Origin of the sequence: Proteus genomosp. 6 (assembly GCF_040139785.1) — a bacterium.
GTDB lineage: Bacteria > Pseudomonadota > Gammaproteobacteria > Enterobacterales > Enterobacteriaceae > Proteus.
Genome location: NZ_JBEEVJ010000001.1, coordinates 84,717 through 103,638, shown reverse-complemented (window position 1 = coordinate 103,638; position 18,922 = coordinate 84,717). Strand labels below are relative to the sequence as shown.

General features: G+C 40.9%; 18 protein-coding genes. 7 read left to right on the top strand and 11 right to left on the bottom strand.

From position 1 onward, the window contains the following. The first annotated feature begins 56 nt into the window (after positions 1–56). The 3 genes from rapZ to rnk all read left to right on the top strand — a co-directional run bounded on the left by rapZ (position 57) and on the right by rnk (position 1,766). Complete coding sequence (gene rapZ / locus ABN212_RS00480) at positions 57–911, top strand: RNase adapter RapZ (protein WP_023582880.1); 855 nt, start codon at positions 57–59, stop codon at positions 909–911. Further along, entirely contained in the window at positions 908–1,180 is a 273-nt protein-coding gene (gene npr / locus ABN212_RS00475) for a PTS phosphocarrier protein NPr (RefSeq protein ID WP_006535359.1), read from the top strand. Before rapZ ends, npr begins: the two co-directional genes overlap by 4 nt. A gap of 175 nt (positions 1,181–1,355) precedes the next feature. Next, on the top strand, positions 1,356–1,766 hold the full coding sequence (gene rnk, locus ABN212_RS00470; RefSeq protein ID WP_075671465.1) for a nucleoside diphosphate kinase regulator: 411 nt from the start codon (positions 1,356–1,358) through the stop codon (positions 1,764–1,766). Between the two features lie 116 nt (positions 1,767–1,882). Here rnk and pmbA read toward each other — a convergent pair whose 3' ends face one another. Further along, complete coding sequence (gene pmbA / locus ABN212_RS00465; RefSeq protein ID WP_109371960.1) at positions 1,883–3,211, bottom strand: metalloprotease PmbA; 1,329 nt, start codon at positions 3,209–3,211, stop codon at positions 1,883–1,885. 187 nt (positions 3,212–3,398) lie between these two features. Here pmbA and yjgA point away from each other — a divergent pair, with 187 nt between their 5' ends. Continuing rightward, on the top strand, positions 3,399–3,959 hold the full coding sequence (yjgA, locus tag ABN212_RS00460; RefSeq protein ID WP_088495963.1) for a ribosome biogenesis factor YjgA: 561 nt from the start codon (positions 3,399–3,401) through the stop codon (positions 3,957–3,959). A 73-nt stretch (positions 3,960–4,032) separates the two neighbouring features. On the opposite strand, the gene ABN212_RS00455 is transcribed toward yjgA, so the two are convergent. From ABN212_RS00455 to mreB, 10 genes are all read right to left on the bottom strand, one after another. Then, entirely contained in the window at positions 4,033–4,314 is a 282-nt protein-coding gene (locus tag ABN212_RS00455; RefSeq protein ID WP_198619275.1) for a barstar family protein, read from the bottom strand. Beyond that, positions 4,314–4,814, bottom strand: a complete 501-nt coding sequence (locus tag ABN212_RS00450; RefSeq protein ID WP_198619274.1) for a ribonuclease — start codon at positions 4,812–4,814, stop codon at positions 4,314–4,316. Before ABN212_RS00450 ends, ABN212_RS00455 begins: the two co-directional genes overlap by 1 nt. An 86-nt stretch (positions 4,815–4,900) precedes the next feature. Then, positions 4,901–6,346, bottom strand: coding sequence for a metalloprotease TldD (gene tldD, locus ABN212_RS00445; protein WP_109371966.1), 1,446 nt, complete (start codon positions 6,344–6,346; stop codon positions 4,901–4,903). Beyond that, positions 6,343–7,203: a deaminated glutathione amidase gene (gene nit1 / locus ABN212_RS00440; protein WP_349442694.1), complete on the bottom strand. Its 861-nt coding sequence runs from the start codon at positions 7,201–7,203 to the stop codon at positions 6,343–6,345. The genes tldD and nit1 overlap by 4 nt, the downstream gene beginning before the upstream one ends. Next, positions 7,200–11,000, bottom strand: a complete 3,801-nt coding sequence (gene yhdP, locus ABN212_RS00435) for an AsmA2 domain-containing protein YhdP (RefSeq protein ID WP_349442693.1) — start codon at positions 10,998–11,000, stop codon at positions 7,200–7,202. Before yhdP ends, nit1 begins: the two co-directional genes overlap by 4 nt. A gap of 45 nt (positions 11,001–11,045) precedes the next feature. Next, a complete protein-coding gene (gene rng, locus ABN212_RS00430) occupies positions 11,046–12,515 on the bottom strand; it encodes a ribonuclease G (protein ID WP_109371972.1) in 1,470 nt (489 codons plus the stop codon). Then, positions 12,512–13,099: a Maf family protein gene (locus tag ABN212_RS00425; protein ID WP_196532389.1), complete on the bottom strand. Its 588-nt coding sequence runs from the start codon at positions 13,097–13,099 to the stop codon at positions 12,512–12,514. The genes rng and ABN212_RS00425 overlap by 4 nt, the downstream gene beginning before the upstream one ends. A 52-nt stretch (positions 13,100–13,151) precedes the next feature. Then, a complete protein-coding gene (gene mreD, locus ABN212_RS00420; RefSeq protein ID WP_100159963.1) occupies positions 13,152–13,640 on the bottom strand; it encodes a rod shape-determining protein MreD in 489 nt (162 codons plus the stop codon). Between the two features lie 5 nt (positions 13,641–13,645). Next, on the bottom strand, positions 13,646–14,698 hold the full coding sequence (mreC, locus tag ABN212_RS00415) for a rod shape-determining protein MreC (protein WP_109371976.1): 1,053 nt from the start codon (positions 14,696–14,698) through the stop codon (positions 13,646–13,648). Positions 14,699–14,789: 91 nt separating this feature from the next. Further along, positions 14,790–15,833, bottom strand: a complete 1,044-nt coding sequence (gene mreB, locus ABN212_RS00410; protein WP_023582893.1) for a rod shape-determining protein MreB — start codon at positions 15,831–15,833, stop codon at positions 14,790–14,792. Positions 15,834–16,520: 687 nt separating this feature from the next. Between mreB and acuI the strand changes: the two genes are divergently transcribed. The 3 genes from acuI to accB all read left to right on the top strand — a co-directional run bounded on the left by acuI (position 16,521) and on the right by accB (position 18,921). After that, on the top strand, positions 16,521–17,495 hold the full coding sequence (gene acuI, locus ABN212_RS00405; protein ID WP_198619271.1) for an acrylyl-CoA reductase (NADPH): 975 nt from the start codon (positions 16,521–16,523) through the stop codon (positions 17,493–17,495). A gap of 478 nt (positions 17,496–17,973) precedes the next feature. After that, positions 17,974–18,417 carry a type II 3-dehydroquinate dehydratase gene (gene aroQ / locus ABN212_RS00400; protein WP_006535378.1) on the top strand — a complete coding sequence of 148 codons (444 nt, stop codon included), beginning with the start codon at positions 17,974–17,976 and terminating at the stop codon, positions 18,415–18,417. 33 nt (positions 18,418–18,450) lie between these two features. Further along, positions 18,451–18,921 (top strand): acetyl-CoA carboxylase biotin carboxyl carrier protein, encoded by a 471-nt coding sequence (gene accB / locus ABN212_RS00395; RefSeq protein WP_023582895.1) that lies wholly within the window; start codon positions 18,451–18,453, stop codon positions 18,919–18,921. The last annotated feature ends 1 nt before the right edge of the window (position 18,922 follow it).

The window sequence follows — 18,922 nt, the reverse complement described above, 5'->3', positions numbered from 1 at the left end:
GAATAGCATACAGTGGAATGATATTCATCACTGGGAAATTATAGGGGAGCTACCTCATGGTGCTGATGATAGTCAGCGGACGCTCTGGTTCAGGTAAGTCGGTCGCTTTGCGTGCGCTTGAAGACATGGGATTTTATTGTGTTGATAACTTACCTGTTGATCTTTTACCTGAGCTCGCAAAAACACTGGCTGAACGTGATGCTTCTGCTGCCGCAGTCAGTATTGATGTCCGAAATATGCCAGAGTCGCCGGAGATCTTCGAAAAAGCGCTGGAAAGTTTACCCGCTGAATATTCTCCACAACTCTTATTTTTAGACGCAGATAGAAATACCTTAATTCGTCGTTATAGTGATACACGACGTCTGCACCCTCTCTCAACTAAAAATCTTTCATTAGAAATGGCGATTGATACAGAGAGTGATCTGCTTGAGCCATTACGATCACGAGCTGATCTCATCATTGACACCTCTGAAATGTCAGTTCATGAGCTTGCAGAAATGCTGCGTACTCGCTTATTAGGCAAGCGTGAACGTGAGCTAACGATGGTTTTTGAATCCTTTGGCTTTAAGCATGGTATTCCTATTGATGCGGATTATGTTTTTGATGTGCGATTCTTACCAAATCCACATTGGGATCCTAAACTGCGTCCAATGACAGGTCTAGATCGCCCTGTCGCAGCATTTTTAGATAGACACACCGAAGTTCATAACTTTATTTATCAAACTAGAAGCTATCTTGAACTTTGGTTGCCGATGTTAGAAACCAATAACCGTAGTTATTTAACGGTTGCGATTGGTTGTACGGGAGGTAAACACCGTTCTGTTTATGTTGCTGAGCAACTCGCAGATTATTTCCGCTCTAGAGGGAAAAACGTACAATCACGCCACAGAACACTAGAAAAACGCAAATGACCCAATATCGACAAGTTGCGATTAAAAATCGACTCGGTATGCATGCAAGACCTGCAATGAAGTTGTTTGATTTAGTAAAAACATTTCAATCAACCGTCATTTTACGCAACAACGAAGGGGTTGAAGCACAAGCGGATAGTGTGATTGCTATGCTAATGTTAGATTCAGAGCAAGGCAGTCAAATTGATATAGAAGTTACTGGTAGTGATGAAAATGAAGCTATTGATGCTATTATCGCATTATTTGAATCGGGGTTTGATGAAGAATAATCGCAATAGAAAACAATAGATTAGCATTTCTTAACTAAATAACCCGAAAGAGACTGTGATCACTGTCTCTTTCTTTTTTATACAGAACCGCCTATTATCTCTTATATGAGTTTAACAACACCCCCACCTCACCCGTGGGGGTGTTGTTTTGCATTGGAATAAATTGGAGTGTGGTATGACAAAGCCAACAATTATCATCAACGAACTTGATGCAGAACGTTTAGATTCATTACTTGAACAACCGGCATTTGCAGATAGTCCGATTGCTGAAGCATTGAATGAAGAATTAGATCGTGCTGACATTGTTACACCAGCTGATATCCCTGCTAATATTGTCACAATGAACAGCAAAGTCCGTTTTATGGACTTAAAAAATAATGAAGAGCGCACTCGTACTTTAGTGTATCCCGCTTCATTAAAAGACAGCACTACTGAACTCTCCGTCATGGCACCAATGGGTGCTGCGCTATTGGGTTTAGCCATTGATGATGAAATTAGTTGGAAGCTGCCTAATGGCCTTGAAACCAAGGTTAAAGTATTAGAAATTCTATACCAACCGGAAGCTGCGGGTGAATTACACCGTTAAGCAGAGCTGAAGGTTCGCGTCTTATTTTTATCTTATCGTTTGAAAAGCACACTGATAAACGCGATATCTCAGCCCATTGCGGGCTGAGATTAAAGGTTGTGATGAGTATCTAAAATTTACTCACCTGCAATGCTCATTTCTGGTAACAACAACGATCCACACTGAACATTACTGCGCGTCTCAATATCATCACCCATCGTGGCAATATTTGCCCACATATCTTTTAAGTTACCTGCAATAGTCACTTCGCTTACAGGATATTGAATTTCGCCATTCTCAACCCAAAAACCGCTCGCACCACGAGAGTAATCACCTGTTACTGTACTGACACCTTGTCCCATCAATTCCGTAACAACAAGACCTGTTCCCATCTCTTTTAACAGTGCATCAAACGATAAACCTTGCCCAGGGATATACCAGTTATGAATACCACCAGCGTGACCATTACTCTTTAAGCCCAGCTTTCTTGCTGAATATGTGGTTAACAACCACTCTTGTAATACGCCATCTTTGATAATTTCAGCATCTGTGGTACGCACACCTTCACTATCAAACGGTGTTGATGCCAAACCTCTCATTAAGTGAGGACGCTCTTGAATATTTAACCACTGAGGGAAAATTTGCTTACCTAAGCTATCGAGTAAACAAGATGATTCACGATAAATCATGCTACCACTGATTGCTGCAACCAAATGACCAAAAATACCTGTCGCCACATCTGCCGCAAAAATAACGGGGGCTTTCATGGTTGGTAGTTTACGAGGTGCAAGGCGAGATAAAGTACGGCGAGCGCACTCTTGACCAACCCATTCAGGTGATTCTAGATCATCAAAGCGACGACTAATAGTGTAAGCATAGTCGCGCTCCATATCTTCACCATCACGAGCAATAACACAACTCGACATCGAATAGCGTGAAGATGAATAGCTTTTTAATAAGCCAAGGCTATTACCAAATACACGGGTTCCACTGTGACTATTAAAACTGCCACCCTCGGTGTTGATAATACGGCTATCGCTATCTAAAGCGGCTTTTTCTGCTCTCGATGCTAATTCAATCGCTTTATCTGCTGTGACTTCGGTAGGATGGTAAAGATCAAGGAAAGGTGCATCAAACGCTAATAGCTCTTGATCAGCAGGCCCTGCATATGGGTCAACTGAAGTGTAGCGTGCAATATCCACAGCAGCTTGTACAGCTCGCTTAATCGCATCAGGACTTAAATCTGTTGAAGATGCACTACCTTTGCGTTGTTGTTGATAAACAGTGATGCCTAAAGCGCCATCACTGTTAAATTCAACATTTTCAACTTCACCATAACGCGTACTTACACTAATACCCGTCGATTTATTAATAGCGACTTCAGCACCATCACACTGTTTTGCAGCCAGCTCTAATGCGAGAGAGACGGCGTCTTCAAGCTGTTTTACCTGATCTGAATTATTCATTGAGAACCATTTTTCCTAAGGAGAACACCACTTTTTACTTATTTTTAGCAAAGTAAATCAATTGACAGGTGGTCAACAAGCGATTTTCCCAGTTACAATAGAAGATATATGAATGTTATCACCCGTCGGGCTTTTGGTCATTCACCAAATCACACTCCCGGCTTACTCTGCAACAGGAATTTTTATTATGGCAAAGCAGCCTGAAGAGTGGCATTACCTCAATCCTGAATTTGACGATACCTCGTCAGAAGAGGAAGAAGAGGACGAAATCATCTGGGTCAGCAAAAGCGAAATTAAACGTGATGCTGAAGCACTCAAAAAACTGGGTACTGAATTAGTTGAATTAAGTGCACAAGAATTAGAACGTGTGCCATTAGATGAGAAATTATTAGCCTCTATTCAATTAGCACAAAAAGTACAGCGTGAAGCACGCCGCCGCCAAATTCAATATATTGGAAAACTACTGCGCAATGTAGACGAAGATCCGATCCGTCAAGCGCTTGATAAACTCAAAAACCGCCACAATCAACAGATCTTAGTGTTACATAAACTTGAAGATCTGCGAATTCGCCTTGTTGAAGGTGGCAATGAAGTGATTGAAGAAGTCGTTGCGCTTTATCCAATGGCTGATCGCCAACAATTACGCACACTTATCCGTAATGCGAAAAAAGAAAAAGAAGCGAATAAACCGCCAAAATCATTCCGCTTACTATTTCAATATCTAAAAGATTTATCAGAATCAGCATAAAACCTGATCATCCTGAAAACGCAGTGTAAATTCAGCCTCACTGCGATTTTCAGGGCGTATTTTCTATTCTGAATTACTTTTGTGTTTTATGCTCACAATGAAAGCTTAAAACGTCTTTACCAAGCTCATTTTGTGCTTCTTGCATCAATTCCACCAAAGGTTGAAAATCACAGGAATGATGAGGCAAATGCCTGAAAACAATACTGACTGGCAATTCTATTCCACCCACTAACGCATCCCATAGTGCATCTAGGTTATCGCCAAATTTATCATCTAACTGAAATTGCAGTGCAAAATCGTGATAAAAGGCTTCTCTATCTGCCAGTGTCTTAAAATTGAAGATAACCTGTTTCATTAAGGTGCGACCTTTGTCATTGTACGATAATGATCAGTGGTAACATAAATCAGCCCATCATTCGAATAGAGCAATCTGTCACTGCCACGATGACCACACTGATAATTTACATCCGCTTCATACCACTGGCGTCCAGCTTCTTCTGGCAACTGTTTTTCACGGTTCATAAAGCGATCGCCTCCGATTGCTCTTCCCGGTAAGACTTCACATAAATTGCCCGCTTTCGCATTCCAGCCTTTTTCTCTCGCCTCTTTTTTAGTGAGATAAAAATCTGGCAATTGTTGATGACGTTGCAAATAGTTAGCTACCACATTGGCTTGTGTTTTCTCATCAATAGATAGTGGGATTTGTGCTGGTTTATTGGTGTTATTGCTTGATGATGTCGGAATAGGAGCTGAGGATGAAGGCATTGGCGCTTTGGTTTCAGGCAATAAACCTTTATAAAGAACACCAAATAAAACCGCAATAACAATAATAACTGGTAATAAACGTTTACCCATAAGTTAGCCCCCTTACTGTTGCTAGGATAAAAAACTCCATCAAAAGATGGAGTTCAATAGATACTGACAAATAACGATAGCGATAATTAAGCTGTACCGCCAACCGTGATTTTATCAAGCTTCAACGTTGGTTGACCTACACCAACAGGGAGACTTTGTCCTTCTTTACCACAAACGCCAACCCCTTTATCTAAAGCAAGATCATTACCTACCATAGAAACTTGTTGCATAGCTTCAATACCTGAACCAATTAGAGTTGCCCCTTTAATTGGTTTGGTTATTTTTCCATTCTCGATTAAATAAGCTTCTGAGGTTGAGAAAACAAATTTGCCCGATGTAATATCAACCTGACCGCCACCAAAGTTTGGTGCGTAAATACCGCGATCAACACTGGCAATAATCTCTTCTGGTGAAGACTTACCTGCTAACATGTAAGTGTTTGTCATACGAGGCATAGGAAGATGCGCGTAAGATTCACGACGACCATTTCCCGTTGGTGCAACCCCCATTAAACGCGCGTTCATCTTATCTTGCATATAGCCTTTTAAGATGCCGTTTTCGATTAAAACATTGTATTGACCTGGTACACCTTCGTCATCAATAGCCACAGAGCCACGACGACCTTCAATTGTGCCATCATCAACAATAGTACAAAGCTCAGAAGTTACTCTCTCGCCAATGCGTCCCGAAAATACAGAGGTTTCACGGCGATTGAAATCCCCCTCTAATCCATGACCGACTGCTTCATGCAATAACACACCTGGCCATCCTGCGCCCAATACAACAGGCATCGTTCCCGCAGGTGCCGCAATTGCAGATAAATTCACTAATGCCATACGCACAGCTTCACGCGCATAAGTGATAGCGTGGCTTTCACCATCGACTTTAGTTAGGAAATAATCATAACCAAAACGACCACCGCCACCACTTGCGCCACGCTCACGTTTGCCATCTTCTTCCACCAGCACACTCACTGAAAGACGAACTAAAGGACGCACATCGGCGGCTAACGTGCCATCGGTTGCTGCAACAAGCACATGCTCATAAACACCTGTTAATGACGCATTAACTTGTTTAACGCGTTTATCTTCAGCGCGAGCCGCTTTATCTACCTCATGCAATAACGCAATTTTCTCTTCACGAGAGAGGCTTTGCAGAGGATCGTTTAAGCTGTATAGCGGAGAATGTTGAATAGCACCTAAAGTATGGATGCGACCATTACCTTTAGCCTGAACAATACTTCGTGCAGCATGAGCACTTTGGTTAAGTGCATTAAGCGTTAGTTGGTCTGCATAAGCAAAGCCGGTTTTTTCACCGTAAATTGCTCTAACACCAACACCTTGATCAATATTGTAAGAGCCATCTTTAATAATCTGATCGTCTAGGATCCAAGCCTCGTGATAACTTGACTGAAAATAAAGATCACCATAATCAATTTGACGCTGTGCAAGCTGCTCTAGTGTTGATGCTAAATCATCTAAACTAAGTTTGTTTGCTTCCAACAGACTTTCGCTGACAACAGCTAAACTCATAATTCTTCTTTATCCTTAACTTTTTTGATTAAGTGGGTCAGTTTCGGGCGAAAGCGGTTATGTTTTACAACCCGTATCTGTTCACGCATACCGTGTAGACTTTCGACACCAACATTCAGCGTTAGCGCACTAACAGCATCAGGGTTCTTTTTCAAGACTTTACCCCAACCATCAATCGCCATCGTATGACCCCAAGTCCGGCGCGTATCATGTGTACCCACTTGTGCTGGCGCTAAGATAATACACTGATTTTCAATGGCACGAGCACGTAATAAAGGCTCCCAGTGCGCTTTACCTGTTAAACGGGTAAAAGCCGCAGGTACAGAGATTATCTCTGCCCCTTTTTCTCTTAATGCTTGGAAAATACCTGGAAAGCGTAAGTCATAACAGATTGTTAAACCTAATTTCCCAACCGGAGTATCAACGACTGTTAGGCGCTCACCGCGTTGATAAATAGAAGATTCGTTATATTCGCCTTGCTCATCATCAATACTGACATCAAACATATGGATTTTGTCATAACGAGCTCGAATAACACCTTCATCATCAAACACCAAACTACTGCTGGTAATTTGGTCTAGGGAGTCTCGACTAATCAATGGCATAGAACCGACTAAGATCCACACTTTATAGCGCTGAGCCATTTTAGCGATAGCATTTTGTAAAGGCCCATCGCCCTGAACTTCAGCATGTTTATGATAATCTTTAGAGTTCGAAAAAAGTAACGCATTTTCAGGTGTTAATACAAGCTTCACTGAATCGGGTAATTGCTTAATCTGTTGCTCAATTTGCGCCAGATTATTTTTTGTGTTTTTACCGCTACAAAGTTGCAAAAGTGCGACATTAACTTTTTTCATAACGCCTGATTCTCCTTAAGCTGACGCAGTACTTCGTCAATTTTGGGTTGTTCCATAGTTCCGGTCACATGATAACGGATAACTGAAATCTTACTCCAAAGTGGCCCCAGAACCTTTGATGCCGCAAACACTGCGGCGCCTGCAATTGGGTTTATCGCGAAAGCCGTAGCAACACCGACAGTTGCTGAAATCTCTGGCGTTACCACAACTTGTAGGTCCATTTTACGTTCAAGTAAATCAACTTTCCCACTTATCGCAATATCAGCAATAACACCATCAACTCGGACACTCTCAGCATTCATAATACCTTGATTGATCGTAATTTCACTCTTAATCGAGTCATACTCAAAATGCTCGCTGAAAGTATCCCTAAAATCAAACTGTAATTTACGTAAAAGCGCATCAAAACTCACAAGGCGCAGTAATTTACCCGCTTGTCCAACATTCACTTTTTCGATACGCCCTTTCCCTAAGACAGATTTAATATCACCATTTAAGGTCGCCAGATTAAAATTCCACGGCGTATCACGCCATTGTAATGAAAAATCAGCAGAAAGTGGGGACTGGATAATAGGAATAATAAAACCGAAATAAGCGGCCATTTCATCAATTTCTTCCGCTTTTAATTTACCTATTAACTTCGTCGTATTATTACCTGCATTATCTTCAGACCACACACCATTAACAGACAATTCACCGCTGCTATTTTCCAACTTACCGTCAGTTAGAAATAAAGCACCCTGATTTTGTTTTAACGAACCTTCAATTTTCCCTAAAAGCAAGCCATTTACCCAACATTCTCGGCACTCAAAATCAATAGAAGGAATGTTTTTAACTGAAAACTTCAATGCATTCACATCAGAAGTGTTTGCCATTTTTAACGGTTTTTCTTCTTGAGATAGGGTTGCACCATTAAAATAGAGATAATTAATATTCACTTGCCAAGGTGTCGATGCTTCAGGAATAAACACATCGCCTCGTAATTCACTTCCTGAAAAGGCAAATTTTACCCCTTCACTAACGCGCATAATCTCAGTTTGAGGATTACGCCATTTTTGCCCTGCAAAATTTAAATCAGGCAAACTGATATGCACATTATCAGGAAAAGTGACTTCATTTTCAGACGGCGTTAAAGACGAAAAAGCCATTAATGTCGGCAACCATTTATCCCCCTCTAATCCTTTAAGAGCGATAGTTAAGCGTTGTTGTGAATTTAATTCAGGTAATTTAATAGAAGAAGAAACAACATGGCCTTGTAATAAACGTAGCTGTTTTCCTAATGCCCACTGGCTATTAAGTTTCCACTGTTTCTCAGCACTGGCATTCACGGTTAAGGTTTCACTGTTACCCTTGGCAGAAATCACAATAGGTGGTGAATTTTTTAAATCCTGTGTTTCAGGCGCTGTTAACTTGCTGCTTAATGCATTGATATTTCCGGTTAAATCGACTTGATAATCAACATCACCTTTTTCGGGGATCTTAACATTAACGTTGCCATGCCATGGAAATACACCACTAAACTTATGTTGAATATCGCTAGGTAACCCTTGAATTTTTTGAATATCCCATTGGCCTTTTAAGCCGACATCAACCTGATAATTATCCGTATCATTGTGACTTGTAAATGAGAAAGCAAGCGGCTGCCCAAACCAATTAGCCGTTAATGTATCACTTTCAAGTTTGTCATTATGGTAACGAAACTGCCCACTCACGCCTTTCAATGTGGTATCCATGAAGTTCAAAGTGACATCATTATTTTTTAAATTAACCTCACCAGAAGCCACAACCTCATCACCACCAAAGGGGATATCAAGTTTCAATGTACCGTCAATTTTTCCCGCTACTTTTAGCTCTTCAAGTGTATGACCAATACTCGCCATTTGAGAATCTAAGAAATACTCTTTCAGCTCGTCGCCTGTGGCTTGAATATCCGCATTAATTAAGATTTTTTCTTGTCGATAGCTTTCAATGACTGCACTTAAATTCGTGGCTGTCGCTTTACCCACTTTTGCTTGTGCAGAAGACATCCATAAGCCGTCATTTTTAAAGTCTAGATTAATATCGAGATCAAATAACGCAGGCCATTCACTATCAAATTTAAAGGTCGCGTGTTTGACGGGCGCATAAACTTGGAACCATCCTTTGTGGTTATCAAAAGGAAAATCAGCGGGATCGCCATCAAAAATAAAGGTTCCATTATCGATATTACCCGCAATAATCGCATCTGAGAGATATTGAGTCAGTGCCTTCCCGACATACTCCTCAGGCAAATAACGCCATGTATCACCCGCATTTGTAACTCTAACGCCTGATAAAATGGAAAGACGCTGATCTTCACCTTGTTTCTCATAACGAAAATCGCCCGCAACCCATGCTGATGTAGCTTTAACATCGAGCCCTTGGCTCCAAAGAGACAGGTTATCCCCTGAATGTTGCCAATAAACCGTTCCTTTCCCTTTTTCAATATTCAACGGTGCTTTAAATAATTCGCCCGTGTCTATTTCACTATCTGCTAGGGCAAAGTTAAGCTCACCACGTTGCATACTCCCTTTTAATTGCCCGCTGAAATGCTGTACTGAGGGGATCTCTTGCCAACGCTTCCAACTCACATTTTCCCAAGAGAGATTAATAGCGCTTTGCTCGAAGTTTTCTGGAGTGAGATCTAATGCAAAGTCATTAACCACACCAGAAAATTGGCGATACTGCCACTGGCGAACAAAATCAGGTGTTAAAAAAGAGAATAATGGCAATACAGCATATAACCTATCTAACTCAATATTCTTGGCGCGAATGCGCCATGCTTCATCATGCTGTTTTTCTTTTGGTTGATAAAGCAACGCTAAATAACCGTCAGGCCACTCTTCACCATCCATTGTAATTTTTCGAGTATAAGGAACATCCGCAAGCCAGCCATTTTCTTGCCTTCTCATACGTAAAATTAAGTCTTCAACATTTAATACGTGCGAGGTTCCATCACTACTCCAATCCATTTCACCTTGATGAATTTGCAACTGACTTCCAGTAATACGCCCTTGAGTAATTTCAATCCAGTTAGACAAACTGGCTTTAGCTTCACCTACGCCACTATTATTTTTGACCCACTGACTAAGCCAAGGTGAAATATCGATGTCATCTGCGGTAAGAAATACTTTACCGTTATCGATCAAACCGTTCTCTTTGGTATAGAGATCAAGGCGTACCTTTAACCCCCCATAATGATTAATGGGTGTATCAAGAGTGACTTCACCTTGAGCTCGGTGACGATTTTTCTGATTCAACCACATTAATTCAGGCACATGTAATGTACTGGTATCTCCTGAAGGGGTTAAAAAAATAAAACGGCTTTCAATCAGTTTAAAACGATCAAACTGTTCGAGAAAAAGTGAAGAAATATCATCAGGTTCGGTTAAGGTAATATCACCACTTTGCCCCGTAAAAATTGGCTGTTGGTAATTAACATATAACTGTTCAAAGGTCAGTTCACGAAAATGAAGACGAAAAGCGAATAATGAACGCCACACGTCAAAAGAAAAAGTGACTTTTTCTGCCGTAACGTTCACATCTTTATTGGTAATATTCAGTCCTTCCACTTGAATATCAGGACCAAAATTTTGCCACTCCCCCGTGATCTTTGTCATTGAGACAGGGCTATTGAGTTGCTTCGTAAGATACGTTTCTATTTCAGGGCGATAACTATCTAAGCGTGGCAGAAAGTAGCGAAATCCGCTTAATACCAAGGCAAAAACGATGAGGCAAAAAACTGTTATCACTAACAGGTATTTAGGCAGCCGCTTCATTTTTGTCTCCTTTCTGCCATCATATTCATTAGGAAGGCGAATCCATTACATCATCACCACATCAAATTGCTCCTGACTATAGAGTAGCTCAGTTTGCACTTTCACTTGTTTACCGACAAAAATTTCAACCTCTGCTAATGCATGTGATTCATCGCCTTTTAATGCTTCTGCAACTGCTGAGGAGGCGTAAACTAAGAAGCGATCTGCATCAATCGTTTTATGCACGCGCACTATTTCACGTAAAATCTCATAACAAACTGTTTCAACTGATTTTACCGTACCTCGCCCTTGGCAAGTTGGGCAGTCATCACAAAGCACATGTTCAAGGCTTTCCCGCGTTCTTTTACGTGTCATTTCTACTAAGCCAAGTTGAGAGAAGCCATTAATCGTTGTTTTCACTCTATCTTTACTTAGCGCTTGTTCAAGTGATGCCAATACTCTGCGTTTATGTTCATCATTATTCATATCAATAAAGTCAATGATGATAATACCGCCTAAATTACGTAACCGTAATTGACGTGCAATGGCTTGGCTTGCTTCAATATTAGTATTAAAAATAGTTTCTTCTAAATTTCGATGACCAACAAATGCCCCTGTATTGATATCAATAGTGGTCATTGCTTCAGTTTGATCGATAATCAGGTAACCTCCTGATTTCAATTCAACTTTGCGCTCTAAAGCCCGCTGAATTTCACTTTCTACACCATAGAGATCAAAAATAGGCTGATTACCTTGGTGTAATTCAAGTTTAGCGGTTAATTCAGGAATATATTCACCAATAAATTCCTGTAGTTGATTGTAGGTCAATTTAGAATCAACTCGTATGCTATCTAATTCAGAGCCTGCAAAATCACGTAAAATACGCTGGGCTAACGCTAATTCGCCATAAATTTGAATACGGGTTTTATTTCTTTTCTTACGCTCAATGATTTTATTCCATAGGCGTTTAAGAAAGGCAGCATCTTGCTTAATTTCGTGTTCACCAACACCTTCGGCAGCGGTACGAATAATAAAGCCGCCATTTTCATCGCAATACTCTTCAACCAATTGTTTTAAGCGCTCGCGCTCTTCTTCACTGTCAATTCGCTGAGAAACGCCTACATGAGACGCACCAGGCATAAACACTAAATAGCGAGAAGGCAATGTAATATCCGTGGTAAGGCGAGCGCCTTTTGTTCCTAAAGGATCTTTAACCACTTGTACAATTAAATCTTGCCCTTGATGCACCAGTTGCGCGATATCACGAACATTAAATTTCTTCTGCTCTTCTCCAGCAATACATTCAGTGTGAGGCATAATATCAGAAGCATGTAGAAAAGCGGCTTTATCCAGCCCGATGTCAATAAATGCAGCTTGCATCCCGGGTAATACGCGACTTACCCGACCTTTGTAGATGTTTCCGACGATACCTCGTTTAGCTTCTCTTTCAACATGGATTTCTTGAAGTATGCCTCCGCGAATATAGGCGACACGGGTTTCAGAAGGCGTCACATTCACTAATAACTCTGCTGTCATGAAATCTCCTTCTCATTAGCTAGAGACGAAAATTGAGCTATCAATGCTTCGGTTTCAACAAGAGGCAATCCGACAACAGCATGATAACTCCCCTCAATCCGTTGAACAAAACGGCCTCCTTTTCCTTGAATACCGTAAGCGCCAGCTTTATCCATTGGCTCTCCTGACTCAATATACGCGCTAATCTCACTCTCTGTCATCACTCTAAAAGTGACGTGTGTGACGACTAATTGACTCAATGTGTGTGTTCTATTAGAGATAGCAATTGCTGTCATCACTTGATGTGTTGCGCCTGAGAGTGAACGTAGAATTTGCGCGGCATGGGTTTTATCACGAGGTTTTTCAAGAATATGACCATCATAAACCACAATAGTATCAGAGCCCAAAACGGGATAATCTTGAGGTGCTTGTCTTACACCTTCTTGTGATTTTTCTTTTGCTAAACGAAGAACATACTCTTCTGGTTTTTCACCTTGTTGCCAAATTTCATCAATTGCTGGCGTGATAATACTAAATTCAACATCTAATAACGCGAGAAGTTCACGTCTTCTTGGTGAGCTGGAAGCAAGGTAAAGTGTGGTCACAAATAATGTCCTCATGACGGTAACGCAAAAGTGACCGCCATGATCCAATAACTTAGTGAACTAAAAACTGGTGACGGATTTTGCGAAGTAAAAAATAAAGCCATGGCCAAAGAATACCACTGACTGGGCTATTCCAGAATACTTGAGGGTGAAAAGTCACAGGTGAAAGTAAAAATTCTGCCCAAAATACAGCAAGATCAACAACGACAACACTTAACATTACCACTAAGGCTTGTTGCCATAACGCTAAATTACAAAAAAGCTGATATTTAAAGGCGATGACATAACTCACTAAAGTATAGGCCAATGCATTGACACCTAGGGTAGTTCCTTGGACTAGATCCATAATCATACCTAAGACAAATGCGGTTCCGACACTAACACGATGAGGTATTGCTGTTATCCAATAAATAAGAAATAACATCGGCCAAATAGGTCGATACACTTCTAACTGTTCTGGCCACGGCATAATTTGTAAAACTAATGCGACAAGAAAAGAGAGCCAAACAACCCAACGCCCACGACTTTGATATGGATTCATCGTGTCTACCTACTTCTATTTGTACTAGTAGGTGTATTTGTTGCAGCAGGTGTTGTTGCTGGTGTCGTGGTTCCGTTAGTTTCTTCTGTCGTACTGTCTAACGGCTCTTGAGACATAGAACGAGGAAGCGGTGGCCCTGCTTGTTCATAATTAGGTAAAACTTGAGGCATCAGTTGCATTAAACGCTCATTAGCCGCGTGATAAACCTCTGAAGGTAGAGGAGGCTCTCCCATTTTGTCTGATGCATTCCATAATAAAAGCAAATAGCGTAAACGTTGTAGCTCTGCTGAAGGTCGAACATTAATCACGGAATAAGCCCGTTGATTATCCACTTTAACTGAAGATACCACACCAACAGGATACCCTTCTGGGAAACGGCCGCCCAATCCTGATGTCACTAAAACATCGCCTACACGAATATCAATATTGGCAGGTAATGCTTCTAACAATAAATCATCGGCACAGCCCGCACCAGAAGCTATAACACGGATATCGTTACGTAAAACTTGTACAGGTAATGCATGAGAAGTGTCGCATATTAATAGTACACGACTCGTAAGCTCACTTACGGCAATAACTTGTCCCACAACGCCTTTATCACTAATAACAGGTTGTCCTTCATAGACGCCATCGTTGGTTCCTTTATCAATAACCACTTGATCTCGATAAGGCGTGCTATTCCCAGACAAAACTTGCGTTACTGTCATTTGTTCATTTTGGCGCAGTGGTGAACCAAGTAATTCTCGTAAACGGGCATTCTCTTGCTTAAATTGCTCCAGTAATTGGCTTTCTCCGCTACGGACTAATAACTCTTTTCTTAACGCTTGATTCTCAAATTGTAAACGCTCACGCGTGGCAAATGTTTCTGAAATTTGATCAAGGAAACGGCGTGGACCATTTGCAAGAAAATAGAAGGGACTAACAGCAGTATCAAGATACTGGCGGACTTTAGAAAATGCACCAATACGGTTATCAGCAATCAATAAAGAGATAGCGACAACCACGGCGATTATTAATCTTAGTTGCAGGGAAGGACCCCGACTAAAAATTGGCTTCATAAACTCTAAGATCACTCACACGGAGAAGTAAAAGAACAGGTGTTAATATTCTCATCAAGGGGGAATCCATTCTCCCTTGTTAGAATTAATCTCAATCTTCGCTAAACAGATCGCCACCGTGCATATCGATCATTTCTAATGCTTTACCACCACCACGAGCGACACAAGTCAGAGGATCTTCAGCAACAATCACAGGAATACCTGTCTCTTCCATTAATAAACGGTCTAGGTTACGTAATAATGCACCACCACCAGTTAATACCATGCCGCGCTCTGAAATATCAGAGGCCAATTCTGGTGGACATTGTTCTAATGCAACCATCACTGCACTAACGATACCCGTTAATGGTTCCTGTAATGCTTCAAGAATTTCATTAGAGTTTAAAGTAAAGCTACGAGGTACACCTTCTGCAAGGTTACGACCGCGAACTTCAATCTCATTGACTTCATCAGAAGGATAAGCTGAACCGATATCGTGTTTGATACGTTCTGCGGTTGCTTCACCAATCAGTGAGCCGTAGTTACGACGCACATAGTTAATGATAGCTTCATCAAAACGGTCACCACCGATACGAACAGAAGAAGAGTAAACGACACCGTTTAATGAAATCACGGCAACTTCTGTTGTACCACCACCAATATCGACCACCATTGAGCCTGTTGCTTCAGAAACAGGTAAGCCTGCACCGATTGCCGCAGACATAGGTTCTTCAATTAAGAACACTTCACGAGCACCCGCACTTAATGCTGATTCACGGATAGCTCTGCGTTCTACTTGAGTGGCTCCTACTGGTACACAAACTAATACACGAGGACTTGGACGCATAAAGCTATTGTTATGAACCTGTTTTATGAAGTGCTGAAGCATTTTTTCGGTTACATAAAAATCAGCAATCACACCGTCTTTCATTGGACGGATAGCAGCGATATTCCCAGGTGTACGCCCTAACATCTGTTTGGCTTCATGCCCTACAGCTGCAACACTTTTTGATGTGCCAGCGCGATCTTGGCGAATAGCGACAACGGAGGGTTCATCGAGAACAATACCCTGTCCTTTGACATAAATAAGGGTATTGGCGGTACCCAAGTCAATAGACAAATCGTTGGAAAACATGCCACGAAATTTTTTAAACATACGAAAGGATAATCCTGCAAGCCGGGACGGAAAAATCCGTCTACTCTATCAACCACAATAAGCAGCGACAAGGCGCGATTCACTACTTAGATTAAAGTGGACACGTAAATAATCATAAAGGCACAATATTCTACGTTACTTTTCCCAATTGGAGCAGAAAAAAACTGCATAAAAATGGGCTAATTAGAACGATTAACGCATAATTTCGATCCTACGCTGTTTATATTTGACTTATGTAACAATACAAACAACGTTCACATCAATAAAGAAAAATCTTACTTAGTTGCCACACTGTGACTCAAAAGTCTCATTGCAAGTTCAAATAAAATTTATTCATTTGAATAAGCACAATTATTCTATTGATATTAAATGGTGTTTCACTGGCAAAATTTGACTGAGATAACAACCAAAGTACCCACCTCGAATACTTCTAAGACAACACATTATCTTTATTTCGAGCATAAAGAGAAATGCTAATTTTTATCCAATCGTAACCCATTAACGGTGTTATCTAATTACCAAGATATAAAACTCAGAATAATCTCTGCACCAATAAACGTAGAACCCCCGTTTATACACTAAAAAAGGATTATTTGTCTCATTATTACAATAGATATTGTGCACAATCACGACGAGATCTAAAAAATCACCTATCATGACACAAATAGAAATCGATGAGGGGTCAAGATGAAAGCATTATTAGTAGAACAAAATGACAACAAACTCAGTACCAACGTACAAAACATTGATGAAAAAATACTTCCTATTCATGAGGTTATTGTCGATATTCATTACTCAACGCTTAACTATAAAGATGGGCTCGCTATCACGGGCAAGGGAAAAATACTGCGCCAATTTCCAATGGTGCCGGGTATCGATTTTTCGGGTGTTGTTCATCACACCGAAGATCCTCGCTTCCACATTGGTCAACATGTCTTATTAACCGGCTGGGGAGTAGGTGAAAATCACTGGGGTGGCCTTGCACAAAAAGCAGGTGTAAAAGGTGATTGGTTAACCGTTGTGCCAGAAGGACTCTCTTTAAAAAATGCCATGATAATTGGGACTGCGGGTTTTACTGCCATGCTTTGTGTGATGGCATTAGAACAAGGCGGCATTACACCTGAAAGTGGTGATATTTTAGTCACTGGAGCCAGTGGTGGTGTCGGAAGTACCGCTATTAGTTTGCTAACAGCATTAGGCTATCAAGTTACCGCATTAAGTGGCAGAGCGAGTAACCATGACTATTTACGCAAACTTGGCGCCAAAAATATTATCACTCGTGAAGAGTTTGAGCCTGCGGGCAGAGCTTTAGATAAACAACGCTGGGCGGGTGCAATTGATACCGTAGGTGGGCAAATTCTTGCCAATATTCTGTCACAGACAAACTATAACGGAACAGTAGCGGCTTGTGGATTAGCTGGCGGTTTCTCTTTACCAACAACTGTCATGCCTTTTATTTTACGTAATGTTCGCTTACAAGGCGTCGATTCTGTTTATTTCCCAGCAGAAAAACGCGCTCAGGTTTGGCAACGTTTATTAAAATTACTACCAGAAACGTTCTATCAGCAAGCGATGACAGAAATTACACTTGATGAAGTTCCTCGTTATGCTCAGATGATTATGGATAATCAAGTGACAGGTAGAACCTTAGTAAAACTGTAACTGCTCCCCACCCGCATTAGGCGAGGGTTTACGGCATTTTTTTGCTAATTCTCGGTTTTTATCTGCTTATTTCTGGCATTAATTCACTTTATTTAGTGCCAGAATAAGCTTCTTTGTGTGTGAAACGAATATGAAATTGTGATTCAGATCACATTTATGATATATATTGATGATTGTTCTCAAAGAAGTTCAGATTTCCAGTGACATCAATAAATAACGTGGTGTTATGATTATTTTTTAGACACCTGTTTATTTTGCTTTCTCGCGTTTACAATCTTGTAAAAACTTTTAACTTTTCATCAAAATAAACCCTTCATTCCCTGATTAGACCAGTATTTTGCTGTTATCTTCTGTGAAATGTCTATAATGTCGGACTTTGTGATATGTATCGTAGCAATGGATACAATAAAAGATGACAAAACGAAAAGCACAGGTTATTTTGTCATTTCGTTGACGAATTGACGGAGATAGAAGCATAATGTCGGAAAATTTTCATATTTTGCTCCTGAATGGTCCGAATTTAAACCTGCTTGGAACAAGAGAGCCGGAAACCTACGGACACTTAACTCTGGATGATATCGTTCAAAGTTTGTCAGCAGATGCTCAGGCATTAAATGTGAAACTCAGTCATTTTCAGTCTAACGCTGAATTTGAGCTGATAAATAAAATTCATGCAGCTCGGGGTAATGTCGATTATATATTAATCAATCCTGCAGCTTTCACGCATACCAGTGTTGCACTGCGTGATGCATTATTAGGGGTGAATATTCCATTTATTGAAATTCACCTGTCCAATGTCTACAGTCGGGAGCCTTTCCGTCACCATTCATATCTCTCTGATATCGCAACAGGCGTAATCTGTGGATTAGGTGCAGAAGGTTATCGATTTGCTTTACAGGCAGCGGTCAGCCGCTTGTCTTAATAAAAAACATCAAAAAGAGTACGGAATCAACTCATGGATATTCGTAAAATTAAAAAACTGATCGAGCTAGTCGAAGAGTCTGGCATTTCTGAACTGGAAATCTCTGAAGGTGAAGAGTCAGTACGTATTAGTCGTAACTCTGGTCTTCAGGGTCAAATGGCTCCTCAGCAATATTTTGCGGCACCAGTGGCACCTCAACCTGCATTAGCAAATGCAGTTGCGCCTGTAGCGCCAGAAACACCAGCGGCTACACCAACGCAAGAAATCAGCGGTCACGTTGTTCGTTCACCAATGGTCGGAACGTTCTACCGCTCACCAAGCCCTGAAGCTAAGAAATTTGTTGAAGTCGGTCAGCAAGTCAATGTAGGCGATACTCTGTGCATCGTTGAAGCAATGAAAATGATGAACCAGATTGAATCTGACAAAGCGGGTGTTGTTAAATCTATCCTTTGCCAAGATGGCGACAACGTTGAGTTTGACGCTCCACTCTTTGTTATCGAATAAC